We start from the raw sequence: 18,543 nt of genomic DNA, 5'->3' as shown, positions 1-18,543 counted from the left end.
CTCTTAGCCGTATGTGTGGAATCGTTGGATATGCAGGCCGCCGCCCCAGTGCCGCCGCCGCAGAGCAGGTCAAGAGTCATGAACACGGCGCCCTTGATGTGGTCATGGAAGGCCTGCGCCGCCTGGAATACCGCGGCTACGATTCCGCCGGCGTGGCAGTGCTGACTGACAACGGAATCGAATCCCGCAAAAAGTCAGGCAAGCTCGCCAACCTGGTTGCGGAACTCACCGCCGCACCGCTGCCCGAGGCGACCACCGGCATCGGCCACACCCGCTGGGCAACCCATGGCGGACCCACCGACGAGAACGCACACCCGCACTTGGCCGATGAAGGCCGCCTCGCGCTGATCCACAACGGCATCATCGAAAACTTCGCGGAACTCAAAGCCGAACTGCTCGACGCCGGAGCGCAGTTCCTCTCCGAAACGGACACCGAAGTAGCCGCTGCCCTGCTGGCCGCCATCTACCGCGGGGAGGGCGGGGGAGACCTGGCTCTTTCCATGCAGCTGGCCTGCCGCCGGCTGGAAGGTGCCTTCACGCTTCTGGCTATTCACGCTGACTCGCCCGACGTCGTCGTCGCGGCGCGCCGCAACTCTCCGCTCGTCGTCGGGCTCGGCGACGGTGAAAACTTCCTGGGCTCGGATGTTTCCGGCTTCATCGACTTCACCCGCCGTGCCGTTGAACTGGGACAGGACCAGATCGTCACCATCACCCCCGAAACGGTGGAAATCACCGATTTCTTCGGCAACCCGGCCACGGGCACGGAATTCGAGGTCAACTGGGACGCCGCGGCCGCGGAAAAGGGCGGATACCCCTCCTTCATGGAGAAGGAAATCAACGATCAGCCGCAGGCGGTGGGGGACACCCTGCTGGGCCGCTCCGACGCGGAGGGCCGTTTGACCCTGGACGAGCTGCGCATCGACCCCGAAGAGCTCAAGTCCATCAACAAGATCATGGTGCTGGCCTGCGGTACCTCCGCCTATGCCGGACAGGTGGCCAAGTACGCCATTGAGCACTGGTGCCGGATCCCCGTGGAAGTGGAGCTCAGCCACGAGTTCCGCTACCGCGATCCGATTGTGGACGGGAACACGCTGATCGTGGCGATCTCCCAGTCCGGCGAGACCATGGACACGCTGATGGCCGTCCGCTACGCCAAGGAGCAGGGCGCCAAGGTTCTGGCCATCTGCAACACCAACGGCTCCACTATCCCGCGCGAGTCCGACGCCGTGCTGTACACGCACGCTGGTCCGGAAATCGCCGTGGCCTCCACCAAGGCTTTCCTGGCGCAGATCACCGCCGCCTACCTGCTGGGCCTGTACCTTGCCCAGCTGCGCGGAGATAAGTTCCAGGGCGAAATCAAGGACCTGCTGACCGATCTTGCGAAGGTTCCCGCCAAGATCCAGCAGGTGCTGGACAACTCAGGACAAATCAAGGAACTGGCCGAGATGATGGCCGACACCAAGTCCGTGCTGTTCCTGGGCCGCCACGTTGGCTTCCCGGTGGCCATGGAAGGTGCCCTGAAGCTGAAGGAACTGGCTTACATCCACGCCGAAGGCTTCGCCGCCGGCGAGCTCAAGCACGGTCCGATCGCCCTGATCGAAGAAGGCCAGCCGGTCTTTGTGGTGGTTCCCTCCCCGCGCGGCCGCGATTCGCTGCACGCCAAGGTGGTTTCCAACATCCAGGAGATCCGCGCCCGCGGCGCCAAGACCATCGTGATCGCAGAAGAGGGCGACGACGCAGTGAAGGCTTACGCCGAGTACGTGTTCTATGTACCGGAAACGCCGACGCTGCTGGCCCCGCTGCTGACCACCGTTCCGCTGCAGATCTTCGCCTGCGCACTGGCCACGGCCAAGGGCTTCGACGTGGATCAGCCGCGTAACCTCGCCAAGTCCGTCACGGTCGAATAATGATCGTCGGCATCGGCGTGGACGTCGTGGACGTGCCGCGCTTCGGCCGCCAGCTGGAGCGGACCCCCGGCCTGCGTGCCCGGCTGTTTGTGCCGGCCGAGCGTGAACTGAACCTGCGGTCCCTTGCGGCACGCTTCGCAGCGAAGGAAGCGGTTGCCAAGGCCCTCGGGGCGCCGGCCGGCATGAACTGGCAGGACTGCCAGGTGGATCTTGACGCCGCCGGAGCCCCCGCCGTCAGCGTGCGCGGCACGGTGGCGGCTGCCGCGGAGGCCAAGGGCGTGCGGGTCTGGCACCTGTCCCTGAGCCACGACGGCGACGTTGCCACAGCAATGGTGGTTGCCGAGAGCTAGTCTGTAGGCATGATCAGTGCCTACTCCGGCACCGCTGTGCGGGCCGCTGAAAAACCCCTGCTCGAGGCCGGAAACGGTCCAGCACTGATGCAGCGGGCAGCGTACGGGCTGTACGCTGCCTGCGCCCGGGAACTGCTGGAGCGGCGAGGTTTCCTGTACGGGGCGCGCGTGACTGTGCTGGCAGGCGCCGGCAACAACGGCGGCGACGCGCTCTTCGCCGGAGCGAGGCTGGGCCGCCGCGGCGCAGCCGTTACGGCCGTCCTTACCTCGGCTGTCTCCCATCCACAGGCACTGGCCGCCTTCCGGTCCGCCGGCGGCAGGACCGTAGAGCTTTCAAGCGCCGTTGAGGAGTGCACCCGGCTTTGTGCGGCGTCGGATCTGGTCATCGACGGCATCCTGGGCACCGGCGGCAAAGGCGGTTTGCGGGGTCCTGCCGCCGAGCTTGCCCGTGCATTCGCCGGTCTCACCTCCGGCAGCAACCCTTCACCGGTGATGATCGCCTGCGACCTTCCCAGCGGCGTGGATGCCGACACCGGCCGGGCCGACGGGGTGCATCTGGCTGCGGACCTCACCGTGACCTTCGGTGCAGCCAAAACCGGTCTGATGGCCGGACCCGGGGCGGTGGCCGCAGGCAGGATCGAAATCATCGATATCGGCCTGGGAACGGTCCCGGGGCAGGCTGTCCGCCGGCTCGAAACTGCCGACCTCAGCGGCCTGCTGCCGTCTCCGCGGAAAACAGATCAGAAATACTCCCGCGGTGTCCTCGGTATTGCGGCGGGCTCGGCAGCTTACCCCGGCGCCGCAGTGCTGGCCACCGGAGCCGCCCTGGCCACCGGCGTCGGGATGGTCCGCTATCTTGGCCCGGAATCGGTCTGCCGGCTGATCAACACCGCTCATCCGGAAGCCGTCTGCGCCACCGGAAACGTTCCCCTGGCGCACGTGCAGGCCTGGCTGGCCGGACCGGGAGCCGGAACGGATGAAGACCAGCGGCGCCGGGCACTGGAGGCCATGACCTCCGGCCTGCCCGCGGTGATCGACGCGGACGCCATTTCCTACGTGGAGCCGGGTCTCGGCCCGCAGGTGGTTTTGACCCCGCACGCCGGGGAGCTCACAGCCCTCCTCACCCGTTTGGGGGAAACGGTCACCCGGGAGCAGATCGAAGGAGATCCCCTGCGGTACGCCCGCCGCGCTGCGGAACTCACCGGGGCTACGGTGCTGCTCAAAGGCTGGGCCACGATCACTGCGTCACCCACCGGTGAAACCTACAGCCAGGCCGAGGCCACACCCTGGCTCGCGGCCGCCGGTTCAGGGGACACTCTGGCGGGAATCCTGGGTGCCCTGCTTGCCACCAACCGGTGTAATCGGGACGCCGACCTGGAGCCCCCGGCGGGGTACTACGCCGAACTGGCCGCAGCGGCAGCCAGTATCCACGGCAGGGCCGGAAACCTCGCCGCGCAGGCTGGACCGCTGGAACCATCAGCGCTCCCGGCAGCTATCCGGACCGTGTTGGGGGAGCTGGCGGCCATGCGGGAAGCATCGAAACGTGCCGGCCGACGGCCGAAAAACAGGGAGTGGCAATCGGTCCCGTTTAATGCTTTGCCCCGTCTGAGGTAAAAAAGTAAGTAGACATACTACTTTGCTTGTTGTCATCTGGAACTAGTCAGGAGCTCTACATGGAAGTTTGGCCGGGAGACGCCTATCCGCTGGGCGCTACCTACGACGGAAACGGCACCAACTTTGCGTTGTACAGCGAGGTGGCGGAGTCCGTCACGCTGTGCCTGTTTGACGACGACGGCGTCGAGACCTGTGTGCGCCTCACCGAGGTGGACGCCTATGTGTGGCACTGCTACCTGCCGCAGGTGATGCCCGGGCAGAAGTACGGCTACCGCGTTGACGGGCCCAACGATCCGGCCCAGGGCAACCGCTGCAACCCGAACAAACTGCTGCTGGACCCCTATGCGAAGGCAGTATCAGGCGAGATCGACTGGGACCAGGCGCTGTTCGGCTACAACTTCGGCGACGAAAACTCACGCAATGACGAAGACTCAGCGCCGCACATGATGATGGGCGTGGTGATCAATCCCTTCTTCGACTGGGACGGTGACCGCAAGCCCAAGATCCCGTACCACCAGTCGGTCATCTATGAAGCCCACGTCAAGGGCCTCACCGAGCGTCACCCCGAGGTTCCCGAGGAACAGCGCGGTACCTATGCCGGCGTCGCGCACCCCGCGGTGATCGCACACCTGCAGAAGCTGGGCGTCACCGCCATCGAACTGATGCCGGTGCACCAGTTCGTGAATGACTCCACGCTGCAGGAAAAAGGACTGTCGAACTACTGGGGTTACAACACCATCGGATTCTTCGCGCCCCAGAACACCTACAGCGCCACCGGTGACGACGGCCAGCAGGTCCAGGAGTTCAAGGGCATGGTTCGTGCCCTGCACCTGGCCGGCATCGAAGTTATCCTCGACGTGGTTTACAACCACACGGCAGAGGGCAACCACATGGGCCCCACGCTGTCCTTCCGCGGCATCGACAATCAGGCGTACTACCGCCTTGTCGAAGACGACAAGCGCTACTACATGGACTACACAGGGACGGGCAACTCCCTGAACGTGGGAAACCCGCACTCGCTGCAGCTGCTCATGGATTCGCTGCGCTACTGGGTCACCGAAATGCACGTTGACGGTTTCCGCTTCGACCTCGCCTCCACCCTGGCCCGCGAGTTCTACGACGTGGACAAGCTCTCCACCTTCTTCGAACTGGTGCAGCAGGACCCGGTGGTTTCCCAGGTGAAGCTGATCGCCGAGCCCTGGGACATCGGACCCGGCGGTTACCAAGTGGGCAACTTCCCTCCCCAGTGGACCGAATGGAACGGCAAGTACCGCGACACCGTGCGCGATTTCTGGCGCGGCGAGCCCTCCACCCTGGGTGAGTTTGCCTCCCGCATCACCGGGTCTGCGGACCTCTACGAGTCCTCGGCACGCCGTCCCGTGGCGTCCATCAACTTTGTCACCGCCCATGACGGCTTCACCCTGCGCGACCTCGTCTCCTACAACGAGAAGCACAACGAGGCCAACGGTGAAGACAACAACGACGGCGAGTCCCATAACCGCTCCTGGAACTGCGGAGCGGAGGGTCCCACGGATGATCCCGAGGTGCTGTCCCTGCGCGCCCGCCAGCAGCGGAACTTCCTGGCCACGCTCCTGCTGTCCCAGGGCGTTCCCATGATTGCGCACGGCGATGAGCTTGGCCGCACGCAGGAGGGCAACAACAACACGTATGCCCAGGACTCGGAGCTGAGCTGGATCGACTGGGAGAACATGGACACTCCGCTGCTCGAATTCACTGCCGCGGTCAACACCCTGCGCGCCGAACACCCCACGTTCCGCCGCCGCCGCTTCTTCGATGGCAGGCCGGTGCGCCGCGGCGAAGGCGAAGCACTGCCGGACATCGTTTGGCTGGCGGAAGACGGAAGCCCCATGACCCAGGACGACTGGGACACTCCCGTGAGCCGTTCCCTGGGCGTGTTCCTGAACGGACAGGGAATTTCCGGCCGTGATGCCCGCGGAGAGCGGATCACCGACGTGAACTTCCTGCTGTACTTCAATGCCCACGACGAGGCGGTCAAGGTCACCCTGCCGTCTCGTGAGTATGCGCCGATGTGGGACGAGGTCATTGACACGGCCGGTGAATTTGCCGATTCCGGATCCATTCCGGCGGATGCCAAAATCACCATTGCAGCCAAGTCCATGGTGGTCCTGCGTGCCCACGAAGCGGAGGAAGAGCACGACCACTCCGTGGCTGCCTCCCTCGCAGCCCTGGCCGGTTCCAAGCAGCACAGCGGCGAGGCCGCCGTATGAGGACCCCGCTGTCCACCTACCGCCTGCAGATCCGGCCGTCGTTCACGCTGTTCGACGCCGCCGAGCTGGTCCCGTATTTGAAGGATCTGGGGGTCGACTGGATTTACCTGTCACCGATCCTGACCGCCGAACCGGGTTCGGACCACGGTTACGACGTGGTTGACCCGACGGCGGTGGATCCTGCCCGCGGCGGCGCCGAAGGGCTGAAGTCCCTCTCCGCCGCCGCCCATGCCGCCGGCATGGGGGTGCTGGTGGACATTGTGCCCAACCACATGGGGGTCGCCACCCCCGCGCGGAATGACTGGTGGTGGTCGCTCCTGAAGGAAGGCCGGGGTTCCCGGTACGCCGAAGCTTTCGACGTCGACTGGGACGCGGCAGGCGGAAAACTCCGCCTGCCCGTCCTGGGCGACGGCGACAACGAGCTGGAGCAGCTGAAACTGGTCAACGACGAGCTGCACTACTACGACAACCGATACCCGGTGGCGCCGGGAACGGCGTCCGACGGCGATTCGGCCGTGGACGTCCACGCCCGCCAGCACTACGAACTGGTGAACTGGCGGCGGGCAGACAATGAACTGAACTACCGCCGCTTCTTCGGCGTGAACACCCTCGCCGGCATCCGCGTGGAGGAGCCCTGGGTCTTCGACGAATCCCACGCGGAGATCAAGCGCTGGTTTGATGAAGGACTCGTGGATGGTCTGCGGATCGACCATCCGGACGGGCTGGCCGACCCCAAGGGCTATCTGGCCCGGCTGCGGAAACTGACCGGGGGTGCCTACATCCTGGTGGAAAAGATCCTGGAGCCGGGGGAGACGCTGCCCCGGAACTGGGAAACAGAAGGAACCACCGGATATGACGCGCTGGCGGACATCGACCGGCTTTTCGTTGACCCGGCAGGCGAGGGCACCTTGACGGCCATGGTGCCCGTGGAACCGTACGCGGACATGATCCACGGCACCAAACGCGGCATCGCCGATCAGCTGCTGCACTCGGAAGTGCAGCGCCTGGTCCGGCTGCTGCCGTCGGACTCCGGGCTGGAACCGGAGACCGCAGCGGATGCACTCGCGGAACTGCTGGCCTGCTTTCCGGTGTACCGCAGTTACCTCCCGGACGGGGCAGGATATTTGACCGATGCCGTCATCGCGGCCACCGTGCGCCGGCCGGACCTGGCTGCTGCCCTGACTACCCTGGGCGGGCTGCTGAATCCGCTGGGAGCAGGGGAAACGAATGACGTCTCCCTCCAGGCCCTGGGCGAGCTTGCGGTGCGCTTCCAGCAGACCTCCGGCATGGTGATGGCCAAGGGCGTGGAAGACACTGCGTTCTACCGTTACTCACGCCTGACCTCGCTGAACGAGGTGGGTGCGGATCCGGCACATTTCGCGGTGGCACCGTCGGACCTGCACAGCAAGATGCTGCGCCGGCAGCTGGAGCAGCCCGCTGCCATGACCGCGCTGACGACGCATGACACCAAGCGCAGCGAAGACACCCGCGCCCGGATTTCGGTCCTTTCGGAGATTCCCGACGAGTGGAATGAAACCTTCACCGCTCTGGAGTCCCTGGCACCCATGGGAGATGTGCCGATGGCCAACCTGCTGTGGCAGGCGATCATCGGTGCCTGGCCGCTCAGCCGTGAGCGTGCCCATGCCTACGCTGAAAAGGCTTCGCGCGAAGCGTCGAGCAGCACCACGTGGACTGCACCCAACGCCGAGTTCGAAGAGCGCATGCACGCAGCCGTTGACGCCGCCTTCGACAACCCTGAGGTCACCGACCGCATTGAAGCGCTCGTGGAGCGGATCCTTAGTGCCGGCTACTCGAACTCCCTTTCCGCCAAGCTCCTGCAGCTGACCATGCCCGGGGTTCCGGATGTCTATCAGGGCACCGAGTTCTGGGACCGGTCGCTCGTCGATCCGGACAACCGGCGCGAAGTGGATTACGCCCGGCGCCGCGCCGTTGCCGAATCCCTGGCCGGCGGCACCGTGCAGGCACCGGACCTGGACGAAGAAGCAGCCGCCAAGCTGCTCGTCACCATGCGGGCACTGCAGCTCAAGCGCGGGCGCCCGGAGCTTTTCAGCCGCTACGTCCCCGTAGCGGTGGAAGGTACGGCGGCAGAGCATCTCTTTGCCTTCGACCGGGGCGGAGCCATTACAGCTGTCACCCGGCTGCCGCTCGGAATGGAGCGTGCCGGCGGATGGCGGGACACCGCCGTCGTGCTTGATGCGGGAACCTACCGTGACGTGCTCACGGGCCGGATGCTCGAAAGCAGCGGCCGGCTGGCGGCCGCGGATCTGTTTGAAATCTATCCGGTGGCACTACTCGTTCGGGAGGACGGCGAATGAGGACGAATTTCGACGTATGGGCGCCCAAAGCCGGCACGATGACGCTGCTGGCCGACGGCCGCAAATTGTCCATGAGCCGCGGCGAAAACGGCTGGTGGCATGCCCAGCACGCCGAACTCACCGGGGACATTGATTACGGGTACCTGATTGACGACGCGCAGACGCCGGTTCCGGATCCCCGGTCCCGGCGCCAGCCCGAGGGCGTCCATGCGCTGTCACGCACGTTCGATCCGGACGAATACCAGTGGCATGATGCGGACTGGAAATCGCCCGGCCTGGACGGCAGCGCCATCTACGAGCTGCATATCGGTACGTTCACGCCGGAAGGCACCCTGGACGCGGCCATCGGCAAGCTCGGCTACCTGGTGGACCTGGGTGTTCGGTATGTGGAACTGCTGCCGGTGAATGCTTTCAACGGAACCCACAACTGGGGTTACGACGGCGTGCTCTGGTACGCCGTGCAGGAAACCTACGGCGGTCCCGAGGCATACCAGCGGTTCGTTGACGCCGCGCATCAAGCAGGACTCGGAGTCATCCAGGACGTGGTGTACAACCACCTCGGCCCCAGCGGCAACTACCTCCCGATGTTCGGTCCGTACCTGACGGAAGGCAAATCCAACACCTGGGGCGATTCGGTAAATCTGGACGGCCCGCTCTCTGACACCGTCCGGCAGTACATTGTGGACAACGTGCTGATGTGGTTCCGCGACTACCACGTGGACGGACTGCGCCTGGATGCGGTGCATGCGCTGCACGACGAGCGCGCCATCCACATCCTGGAAGAGATAGCGCAGGAAACCGAAAAGTGCGCGCGCGGTCTCGGCAAGCCGCTGTTCCTGATCGCCGAATCTGACCTGAACGATCCCCGGCTGATCAGTCCGCGGAACCTGAACGGCTACGGGCTGGACGGCCAATGGTCTGATGATTTCCACCATGCCGCACATACCAACCTCACCGGGGAAAACGGGGGTTATTACGAGGACTTCGATTCCCTCGGCGCCCTGGCCAAGGTGCTGCGGGACGGGTTCTTCCATGACAGCGGTTTCTCCTCCTTCCGTGGCCGTGCCCACGGAAGGCCCATCAACAAAGACGTGATCACTGCCCGGCAGCTTGTGACCTGCATTCAAAATCACGACCAGATTGGCAACCGGGCGGCCGGGGACAGACTCAGCGCGAGCCTGGGTTATCCGCAGCTGGCGCTTGCCGCAGTGCTGAACCTGACCTCCCCGTTTACGCCGATGATCTTCATGGGCGAAGAATTCGGTGCCTCCACGCCCTGGCAGTTCTTTACCTCCCACCCGGAGCCGGAGCTGGGCAAGGCAACGGCGGAAGGCCGGCTGCGGGAGTTTGAGCGGATGGGCTGGGACCCGGACACGGTGCCCAACCCCCAGGACCCGTCAACCTTCGCCAATTCAAAGCTGGACTGGTCCGAGGTTGAAGAGGGTGACCATGCGAAGCTGCATGCTTTGTACCAGCAGCTCCTGACGCTTCGCCGTGACCGTCTTGATCTGATGGACCCGGATCTCCGCAGCGTCAGCGTGGACTTCGACGAAGTGGGCCGGTGGCTTGTCCTGCAACGGGGAGACACCGCCGTCGTACTGAATTTCGCGGGCGATTCCCGCGAGATCCCCCTTCCGATCAGCTCTCCGCAGCTGCTGCTGGAGACGGCACCCGCGGAGCTGTATGAAGACGGTGTGCAGCTGCCCGCTTACGGCGCTGCAGTCCTCGCGACATCGAATGGCAGGATGTAACCCATGACCTACATTGCTGCGGAAAACCGCTACGATTCCATGCCCTACCGCCGCGTCGGACGCAGCGGGCTGCAGCTGCCCGCTGTATCGCTTGGACTGTGGCACAACTTTGGCGACGATAAGAACTTCGAGACCCAGCGTGCCATCCTGCGCCGGGCGTTTGATCTGGGCGTGACCCATTTCGATCTGGCGAACAACTACGGCCCGCCCTACGGCTCGGCAGAAACCAACTTTGGACGCCATTTCAAGGACGATTTCCGTCCGTACCGGGATGAACTGGTCATCTCCTCGAAGGCGGGCTACGACATGTGGCCCGGTCCCTACGGCAACTGGGGGTCGCGCAAGTACCTGCTCGCGAGCCTGGACCAGTCCCTGGAACGCATGGGCCTGGACTACGTGGACATTTTCTACAGCCACCGTCCCGATCCCGAGACGCCGCTGGAAGAGACCATGGGAGCACTGGACACCGCCGTGCGCTCCGGCCGGGCCCTGTACGCCGGCATCTCGTCCTACTCGCCGGAGAAGACCATTGAAGCTGCGCGGATCCTGCGCGACATGGGAACTCCGCTGCTGATTCACCAGCCCTCCTACTCCATGCTGAACCGCTGGGTTGAGCAGGGGGACCCGAACCTGTTCGCTGCTTTGGAGGAAGTCGGGGCGGGCTCCATCGCCTTCAGCCCGTTGGCGCAGGGTCTGCTGACCAGCAAGTACCTGAACGGGGTGCCCGAGGATTCCCGCGCCGCGGCCGGGAAATCGCTGGAGAAGTCCCAGCTGTCCGAGGACAACCTGCGGCGGGTGCGGGCACTGAACGACCTGGCGGAATCCCGCGGCCAGACGCTGGCCCAGATGGCTATTGCCTGGGTGCTGCGGCCGCAGTCCGGAGGCGGTGCCGTCACATCGGCGCTGGTGGGTGCCTCCAGCGTCCGTCAGCTTGAGGACAGCCTTGCGGCAGTGAATCGCCTCGACTTCACCGCCGAGGAACTGGCCAGCATCGACGAGTATGCGGTGGACTCCAACATCAATTTGTGGGCCTCGGCTCTGGACGCCTAACAGGTGAGGCTGCAGCCGGTTCCACCGGTTGCAGCCTCACGGGCGACCCGACCGGCGCCGGTACAGTGCGGGAAATGAAAGAATGGTCTGGTGAACGACCAACAAGTACCTCCTCCCGCTGAACGCCTCGCCCTCATAGATCTAGCCGCCGTGCGGCACAACGTCCGCCACTTTGTCCGGCTCACCAGTCCGGCCCGCGTGATGGCAATCGTCAAGGCTGATGCGTACGGCCACGGCGCGGAGCAGGTGGCACGCGCAGCATTGGAAGCCGGAGCCACTTGGCTTGGTGTCGCCCATATTTCCGAAGCGCTCGCGCTGCGAAGTGCCGGCATTTCAGCTCCGATTCTGGCCTGGCTGCATACCGTGGACACCCCCTTTGCCGAGGCAGTGGCTGCCAACGTTGATTTGGGACTTTCGGGATGGGAACTGGAGTCAGTCGTGGCCGCTGCACGGGAACTGCAGATTCCGGCACGGGTGCACCTGAAGATCGACACCGGGCTTGGCCGCAACGGCTGCCCCGAGGACAAATGGGAAGCGTTCGTTGGCCGGGCCCTGGCCTATCAGGAGGAGGGGCTGCTGCGCGTCGTCGGAATCTTCTCCCACTTTTCCGTGGCAGATGAACCGGAAAGGCCGGAGACCGACCTGCAGCTGGAGAAGTTCCGCACCGCCGTGGCAGTTGCCGAAGACGCCGGAGTGGACCATGAAGTGCGGCACATCGCCAACACTCCCGCAGCACTTTCCCGCCCCGATTCCCACTTTGACATGGTGCGGGTTGGGTTGGGCATGTACGGTCTGTCGCCCTTTCCGGAGCAGTCACCCGACGAGCTGGGCCTGCGCCCGGCCATGACCCTGAAGACCACCATCGCCAACTGCAAGGAGGTCCCCGCCGGGCAGGGTGTTTCCTATGGGCTTCGTTACACCACGCAGGAGCCCACCACACTGGCGCTAGTTCCCTTGGGCTATGCCGACGGCGTCCCCCGCGTGGGCACGGGCGGTCCCGTTTGGGTGGACGGCAATGTTTACCCGGTAGTCGGCCGGATAGCCATGGACCAGATGGTGATAGACCTTAAGGCCACCGGCATTGCAGGAACCGGCAAAGACCTCGTGGGCCGGGAAGCAGTGCTGTTCGGCGGTGTGGGAATGCCTTCCGTGGATGAATGGGCGGAGGCCTGCGGAAGCATCAACTACGAGATCATTACCAGGATCAGCTCCCGCGTTCAGCGTAAGTACACCGATTCCGAGGAGGCCGGGCTATGAGCGGAAAGTTCGCTGACGCCGGCGCAGCTGAACCCGTATGGGAAGAAGAAATCCGCACTACGGATGCCCTGCAGACACAGGCCGTGGCCGAGCAGCTGGGTCACCGGCTGGCCGCAGGTGACCTCCTGCTGCTGACGGGCGAACTCGGAGCCGGTAAAACCACTTTCACCCAGGGCCTGGGCCGCGGGCTCGGTGTCCGGCCCGGAATCATTTCCCCAACCTTCGTGCTGATGCGCATCCATCCGAGCCTGGCGGACGGACCCGATCTGGTGCACGTGGATGCCTACCGGCTCGGGTCCAGCGGTGAGATTGATGACATTGACCTGGAAAACACGATGGATACCTCCGTCACCGTGGTCGAGTGGGGCCGGGGCCTGGTGGAACACCTGTCGGACAGCCGGCTGGAGGTGACGCTCCTGCGTCCCACCGGCGGCGGCACTGTGGGTGGGCAGGAGACCGGCCAGCCGGTGCAGGAAGCCGCCGGCCTGAGCTTCGAGTACGACGATGATCCTGATGAAGAACGGGTGATCCGGTTCGCCGCCTACGGCCCGCGGTGGAAGGACAACCGCCTTTCCTAACCTGTCGGCGGGCTTCTACCGGTCCGGGACGCAAAATGCGGAGCAAAAGGGGACGTAAAATAGGCACCGTGCTTATTCTCTCTATTGACACCTCCGCTATTGCCAGTGCGGCACTGCTGACCGGGGAAGGGGAGACCCTGGCCGCGTTCGCCACGCAGGACACCCGTTCCCACGCCGAAGTGCTGGCACCGGGTATCCGGAACCTGATGGAAACAGCGGGCGTCACCGCCGCTGACATCGACGCCGTAGTGGTGGGAGTTGGTCCCGGACCGTTTACGGGGCTCCGCTCCGGCATTGCCACAGCGCGTACCCTCGGCTTCGCGTGGCAGAAACCCGTGCATGGAGTGATGAGCCTGGACGCGATTGCGGCTGACGCAGCCCTGGACGCCTGGCGGCTGGGCATTGACGAATTTGTCGTGGCCACCGATGCCCGGCGCAAGGAAGTCTACTGGGCGCATTACCGCAGCACCGGGGGAACACCCGAACTCCTGGCCGGGCCGTTCGTGAGCGATCCAGCAGAGGTGCCGGACCTGCCGGCCTACGGTGCCGGGGCCGGGTTGTACCCTGAGGTCCTGCGCGGTGTCGCTGACTTTGCCGGCACCCCGCCCACCGCGGAAGCCCTCGGCCGCACCGCCGTCGTGCGGCTGGTCCGCGGCCTTCCACTGCTGGACAGCACTCCGCTGTACCTGCGCGAATCCGATGCCAAGGTGCCAGGCCCGCGGAAGCGCGCGCTGTGACCGGCCATACTGCTGCCGTGCCCGCGAAGATTCGGACCATGACCGTTGACGATATCGCCGCCGTGGACGCACTCGAGCGGGCCCTGTTCCCGGTGGATGCGTGGCCGCTGCAAATGTTCTACGACGAGCTGAACCAAGCAGATACCCGTTCCTATTACGTCGCCGTGGACAGCCGCGGCACGGTGATTGGGTACGCCGGACTCATGTGCGTGCTGCCCATAGCCGATGTGCAGACCATCGCCGTCGCGCCTGAGGCTGAAGGCGCCGGCATCGGCTCTGCACTCCTGACCACGCTCATCGACGAGGCCAAAGCCCGCGGAGCTGACGACGTGCTGCTGGAAGTGCGGGCGGACAACCCCCGGGCCCAGCGGCTCTACCGCTGGTTCGGATTCGAGCAGATCCACATCCGTCCGCGCTACTACCGTGACGGCGCCGACGCACTCATCATGCGGCTGGACCTTTCCACATGGAACGGGTCCCCGCACGCAACAACGAAGGACCCGAAATGAACCGCACCGAGCCCCTGGTTCTTGGCATCGAATCATCCTGTGACGAAACCGGAGTCGGGATTGTCCGCGGCGACCAGCTGCTGACCAACACCGTTTCCTCGTCGATGGATGAGCACGTCCGTTTTGGCGGCGTGATTCCGGAGATCGCCTCCCGTGCACATCTGGACGCCTTCGTGCCCACACTGCAGCAGGCCCTGGACGAGGCCGGAGTAACCTTGGCCGAAGTGGATGCGATCGCCGTGACCTCCGGCCCGGGACTGGCCGGAGCACTGATGGTGGGTGTCTGCGCTGCCAAGGCGCTCGCCGTTGCCACAGGTAAGCCGCTGTACGCGATCAATCACCTGGTGGCCCATGTGGGCGTGGGCGTGCTCGACGGCGGAACCCTGCCGGACAATCTCGGCGCCCTGCTGGTATCCGGGGGCCACACGGAGATCCTGCGCGTGAAGTCGCTGACCGGTGATGTGCAGCTGCTCGGTTCCACCATCGATGACGCTGCCGGAGAAGCCTATGACAAGGTTGCCCGCATCCTTGGGCTCGGTTATCCGGGCGGCCCTGCCATCGACAAGCTGGCCCGGCAGGGAAATCCCAAGGCCATCCGTTTTCCCCGCGGACTGACTCAGCCCAAGTACATGGGTTCTGCAGAAGAGCCCGGCCCGCACCGCTATGACTGGTCCTTCTCGGGACTGAAGACTGCAGTTGCCCGCTGCGTTGAAGCATATGAAGCTGCGGGCGAAGAACTTCCCGTGGCCGACATTGCTGCTTCCTTCCAGGAAGCCGTGGTGGATGTCATCACCGCCAAGGCGGTCCTTGCCTGCACGGAACACGGCATCACAAATCTCCTGCTGGGCGGGGGAGTGGCGGCCAACTCCCGGCTCCGCGAGCTGACGAGGCAGCGCTGCGAGGCCAAGGGCATTTCCCTGCGCGTGCCGCCCATTTCCCTGTGCACGGACAACGGTGCAATGGTTGCTGCCCTGGGGGCCCAAGTGGTGATGGCGGGGGCCGAGCCCTCGGGCATCACTTTCGCGCCGGATCCGTCCATGCCGGTCACGAGCGTCCATCTCTAATCAGCTCGTCTAACCGGCTTCCGTAGCCAACTTGTTAGCCCACGCCAACCGATGGCAGCCGAGGTTAGCAGAATCCCAACCGGACAGGTTTTCTTAGTCGGACAGGTTTGTTTACCAGGGATAGGGGCAGGGACAGGGGCTCGGACACGGAACGTCCGGGCCAGCGTGTGGTTCCAGGTAGGGGCGGCGCGGTTGACCGGTAGACGTGGCCGGTGGGTGTGCGCGTTTCGACCGTATGCGGTTGGAGGGTGCGTGGTTCGCGAGCATGGGGCTGGATCGGAGGCTCGGTGACAACTGTGGATTTCCAGCCGGGTGCTTCTTTGGCCTGGTTGCAGGCCTCGCACAGTCCCTGCAGGTTGTGCGCTGTGGTGGGTCCGGCTTCGTGGAAGGGGCGGATGTGGTCGAAGTTCCGGATCGGCGCTCCGCACCACGGCATCCGGCAGAGCTGGTCGCGGACCGCGATGAACCGTGCCAGCCCGGACGGTACCAGCCGTGCCCGGGAGTCCATTCCCACGAGCTGCCCGGTGGACGGTTCCGTGTAGAGGCGCCGCAGCCAGGTGTGAACGGTCTTGTCGGGTTGGATGTCCGGGCCAGGCATGGTGGGTTCAGCGGCTGGTCTGGTGTTCGGTTCGGCGGGCCAGCGGGTATCTGCAGTGTCCGGTCCGCCCCGGACGAGGTTCCGGGCAGTCTGTGCCGGGATCATGCCGTAGCCGGGCAGCACGGCCGGTTCGGCGGATCCGGCGAGCAGGGCCCGGTCCGTCATGATCAGCTGCACCTCGATCCGCACGTCTTCGGCCCGGGCTTGTCCGGTGGTGCGTTCCACGAAGGTGTCGGCCATGATCTGGCCCTTGGTCCGGGGATCCCCGGCAGCGCGCAGCCGGTCCGCTTCCCGGGTCAGGGCTGCGTAAACGCCCACTCCCTGGGCCACGGGCAGTAGTGCGGTCACGTAGGTCATGGTGTCCGGTGCCGGACGGCAGGACACGAACCGTTCCGCGGTGGCTTTGGCGGTCCGGTTCACTACGGAGTGCGGGTCCAGGGTGTAGGCGAGGGTTTTGATCCGGGCGATGAGCTGCCGGTCGCCGAGCTGTTCCAGGGCGGAGAGGTTGCCGGCGACGAGTTCGTCCACGCGCTGCCGGTCCTCCCGGGTTAGGCACGCGGTTTCACGGACCAGGAGGGTGGCCCGCCATTCGCTGATGACCCCGGTGGTGAGGGCGTGCAGGGTGTGGGGCATTTCCCGGGTCAGGATCCGGGCCAGACCGAGCAGCCGGTTTCCGCGGTGCGGGGATTCCCGGCGGGCGAAGCCGATCTGCGCGCCGACTCCCTTGCCGAGGTCCTCGGCAAGGACACCGGCTGCGGCCTGGGATCGGCGGGTGATGGCGTCGAACACCGCTGTTGCGCGGGCTTGGGCGGCGGACGCGGCTGCCTTGAGTTCTTCCAGCGCCCGGATCTGATCAATCAATGCTGCCAGTGCTGCCGGTGCTGCCAGTACTTCTTGTGCTCCGGTTGCCGCCGGGACAGGGTTCTCGAAGCCCGCTGCGCCCGCTGCGGCTCCCGAAAGGGATGAGGACTTTGGAGGTGAGGAGACATCAGGCAGTACGGAACACGCCATCCCTGCCAGCACGGCCGTCCAGTGCTGGACGAGGGAAGCAGCCGGGCCCGCCACGGAAGGGTCCGGATCAGGGTTCCTGCTGATCCGGACGGTCTCCTGTGGTTCGCGGCCCGACAGTTCCTCGTACATGTGTTCTATTTTAGTGGGTTATCTCACACCCGACACCGAGGATGATTACGGGTAAATTACTCGAATCTGGCCATGCCGGGCATCACTTTACTGGTGGCATGCCCGGGTGAGCGTCCAGGGCTCTGCCTGAGGTCAGGCTTCGCCGCGCAGCTGTCGGATTCCGTCTTGCACCACCGCGCGCAAATCGCCGTCGTTCTCTGCAGCAATGCGGCGCTGCCGCTGGTAGCCGGCACCGCGTTCAATGATCGATGCCACGTCCGCCAGCTCGGCAGAACAGCCGAGCTTCTCCGCAACAGGAGCCAGGCGGGGGAGGACATCCTCCAGCAAATGGTCCGTCACCAGCTTCTCGTTGCCGGCAGCATCAAGGATGATGATGGCGTCGAGGCCATACCGGGCCGCACGCCATTTGTTTTCCTGAACGTGCCACGGAGGCATGGTCGGAATGCTGCCGCCGTTGTCCAGGATGGTGGAGAACTCGTCCACCAAACACTGGGTCAGGGCTGCCACGGCGCCCACATCCTGCAGGGTGGCCATTCCGTCGCAGACCCGCATTTCAATGGTGCCCAGGCCCGGCACAGGTCGGATGTCCCAGCGGATCTCGCTGATCGAGTCAATCACTCCGGTGGTGAACATGTCCTGAACGTAGGACTCATACTCGGCCCAGGAGCCGAATTGGAAGGGGAGGCCGGCTGTGGGCAGCTGCTGGAACATCAGGGCACGCTGGGAGGCGTAACCGGTGTCCTCGCCGGACCAGTACGGCGAGGAAGCGGACAGCGCCTGGAAATGCGGGAAGTAGTTGACCAGGCCGTCAAGCACCGGAAGCACCTTGTCCCGGCTGTCCAGACCCACGTGGACATGAACCCCGTAGATGAGCATCTGCTGGCCCCACCACTGCGTGCGGTCAATCAGTTTGGCGTAGCGTTCCTTGTCGGTGACCGGCTGCGAGCGCGGGGCACTGAACGGATGGGAACCGGAGCAGAACAGCTCCACGCCCATGGGATCGGTCACCCGGCGCAGTGCCTCGAGGGAACGCGTCAGGTCAGCTTTGGCGTCAGCAACGGTGTTGCACACACCGGTCACCAGCTCTACGGTGTTTTCGAGCAGTTCCTGCTTGATGTGCGGGTGCTCGTCACCTTCACTGATCCCGGGATGCGCGGCGCTGACGCCGCGCAGAACCTCGTCGGCAACGGACACCAGTTCCCCGGTGTTCCGGTCGACAAGTGCCAGCTCCCATTCAACGCCAAGGGTTGATTGTGCCGACTGTGCGAAACCGATTTCCAAACTGTCTCCTGCTGTATGTGTAGCTGTTGGAGGAACTCGGTTTCCGCAGCGTTGCGGTAGAGAACCCGGATCCAATCCTAGCCGCGGGAGAGGGGTATTCCGTTCACTCACTCCTAATCCCG

14 protein-coding genes are annotated in these 18,543 nt (G+C 64.8%); 12 read left to right on the top strand and 2 right to left on the bottom strand.

The genetic code is table 11. The features are described from left to right. Nucleotides 1-11: 11 nt before the first annotated feature. The 12 genes from glmS (at nt 12) to tsaD (ending at nt 15,402) form a co-directional block, all read left to right on the top strand. Entirely contained in the window at nt 12-1,907 is a 1,896-nt protein-coding gene (gene glmS, locus CXR00_RS01860; RefSeq protein ID WP_104052707.1) for a glutamine--fructose-6-phosphate transaminase (isomerizing), read from the top strand. After that, complete coding sequence (locus tag CXR00_RS01855; protein WP_104052706.1) at nt 1,907-2,257, top strand: holo-ACP synthase; 351 nt, start codon at nt 1,907-1,909, stop codon at nt 2,255-2,257. The genes glmS and CXR00_RS01855 overlap by 1 nt, the downstream gene beginning before the upstream one ends. Nucleotides 2,258-2,266: 9 nt before the next feature. Next, the gene (locus tag CXR00_RS01850) at nt 2,267-3,871 is read left to right on the top strand and encodes an NAD(P)H-hydrate epimerase (RefSeq protein WP_104052705.1); all 1,605 of its coding nucleotides are present in this window, start codon (nt 2,267-2,269) and stop codon (nt 3,869-3,871) included. Between the two features lie 59 nt (nt 3,872-3,930). Continuing rightward, nucleotides 3,931-6,120 carry a glycogen debranching protein GlgX gene (gene glgX / locus CXR00_RS01845; RefSeq protein WP_104052704.1) on the top strand — a complete coding sequence of 730 codons (2,190 nt, stop codon included), beginning with the start codon at nt 3,931-3,933 and terminating at the stop codon, nt 6,118-6,120. Beyond that, nucleotides 6,117-8,456, top strand: coding sequence for a malto-oligosyltrehalose synthase (treY, locus tag CXR00_RS01840; protein WP_104052703.1), 2,340 nt, complete (start codon nt 6,117-6,119; stop codon nt 8,454-8,456). The genes glgX and treY overlap by 4 nt, the downstream gene beginning before the upstream one ends. Next, nucleotides 8,453-10,207, top strand: coding sequence for a malto-oligosyltrehalose trehalohydrolase (gene treZ, locus CXR00_RS01835; RefSeq protein ID WP_104052702.1), 1,755 nt, complete (start codon nt 8,453-8,455; stop codon nt 10,205-10,207). The genes treY and treZ overlap by 4 nt, the downstream gene beginning before the upstream one ends. 3 nt (nt 10,208-10,210) lie before the next feature. Further along, on the top strand, nt 10,211-11,257 hold the full coding sequence (gene mgrA / locus CXR00_RS01830) for an L-glyceraldehyde 3-phosphate reductase (protein WP_104052701.1): 1,047 nt from the start codon (nt 10,211-10,213) through the stop codon (nt 11,255-11,257). A 90-nt stretch (nt 11,258-11,347) separates the two neighbouring features. Continuing rightward, nucleotides 11,348-12,514, top strand: coding sequence for an alanine racemase (gene alr / locus CXR00_RS01825; protein WP_237688602.1), 1,167 nt, complete (start codon nt 11,348-11,350; stop codon nt 12,512-12,514). Beyond that, on the top strand, nt 12,511-13,092 hold the full coding sequence (gene tsaE, locus CXR00_RS01820; RefSeq protein ID WP_104052699.1) for a tRNA (adenosine(37)-N6)-threonylcarbamoyltransferase complex ATPase subunit type 1 TsaE: 582 nt from the start codon (nt 12,511-12,513) through the stop codon (nt 13,090-13,092). The genes alr and tsaE overlap by 4 nt, the downstream gene beginning before the upstream one ends. A gap of 68 nt (nt 13,093-13,160) precedes the next feature. Beyond that, complete coding sequence (tsaB, locus tag CXR00_RS01815; RefSeq protein ID WP_104052698.1) at nt 13,161-13,829, top strand: tRNA (adenosine(37)-N6)-threonylcarbamoyltransferase complex dimerization subunit type 1 TsaB; 669 nt, start codon at nt 13,161-13,163, stop codon at nt 13,827-13,829. A 38-nt stretch (nt 13,830-13,867) separates the two neighbouring features. Beyond that, nucleotides 13,868-14,338: a ribosomal protein S18-alanine N-acetyltransferase gene (rimI, locus tag CXR00_RS01810; protein ID WP_104053679.1), complete on the top strand. Its 471-nt coding sequence runs from the start codon at nt 13,868-13,870 to the stop codon at nt 14,336-14,338. Further along, nucleotides 14,335-15,402, top strand: a complete 1,068-nt coding sequence (gene tsaD, locus CXR00_RS01805; protein WP_104052697.1) for a tRNA (adenosine(37)-N6)-threonylcarbamoyltransferase complex transferase subunit TsaD — start codon at nt 14,335-14,337, stop codon at nt 15,400-15,402. Before rimI ends, tsaD begins: the two co-directional genes overlap by 4 nt. 64 nt (nt 15,403-15,466) lie before the next feature. Here the strand turns inward: tsaD and CXR00_RS01800 are convergent, their stop codons facing one another. Next, nucleotides 15,467-17,140, bottom strand: a complete 1,674-nt coding sequence (locus CXR00_RS01800) for an HNH endonuclease signature motif containing protein (protein ID WP_258060246.1) — start codon at nt 17,138-17,140, stop codon at nt 15,467-15,469. A 132-nt stretch (nt 17,141-17,272) separates the two neighbouring features. Beyond that, the gene (locus tag CXR00_RS01795; RefSeq protein ID WP_104052696.1) at nt 17,273-18,421 is read right to left on the bottom strand and encodes a glutamate--cysteine ligase; all 1,149 of its coding nucleotides are present in this window, start codon (nt 18,419-18,421) and stop codon (nt 17,273-17,275) included. Between the last annotated feature and the right edge of the window lie 122 nt (nt 18,422-18,543).

The sequence above is a fragment of the Arthrobacter sp. 9E16 genome, assembly GCF_002929435.1.
GTDB lineage: Bacteria > Actinomycetota > Actinomycetes > Actinomycetales > Micrococcaceae > Arthrobacter_B > Arthrobacter_B sunyaminii.
This window is presented reverse-complemented; position numbering and strand designations above follow the sequence as displayed.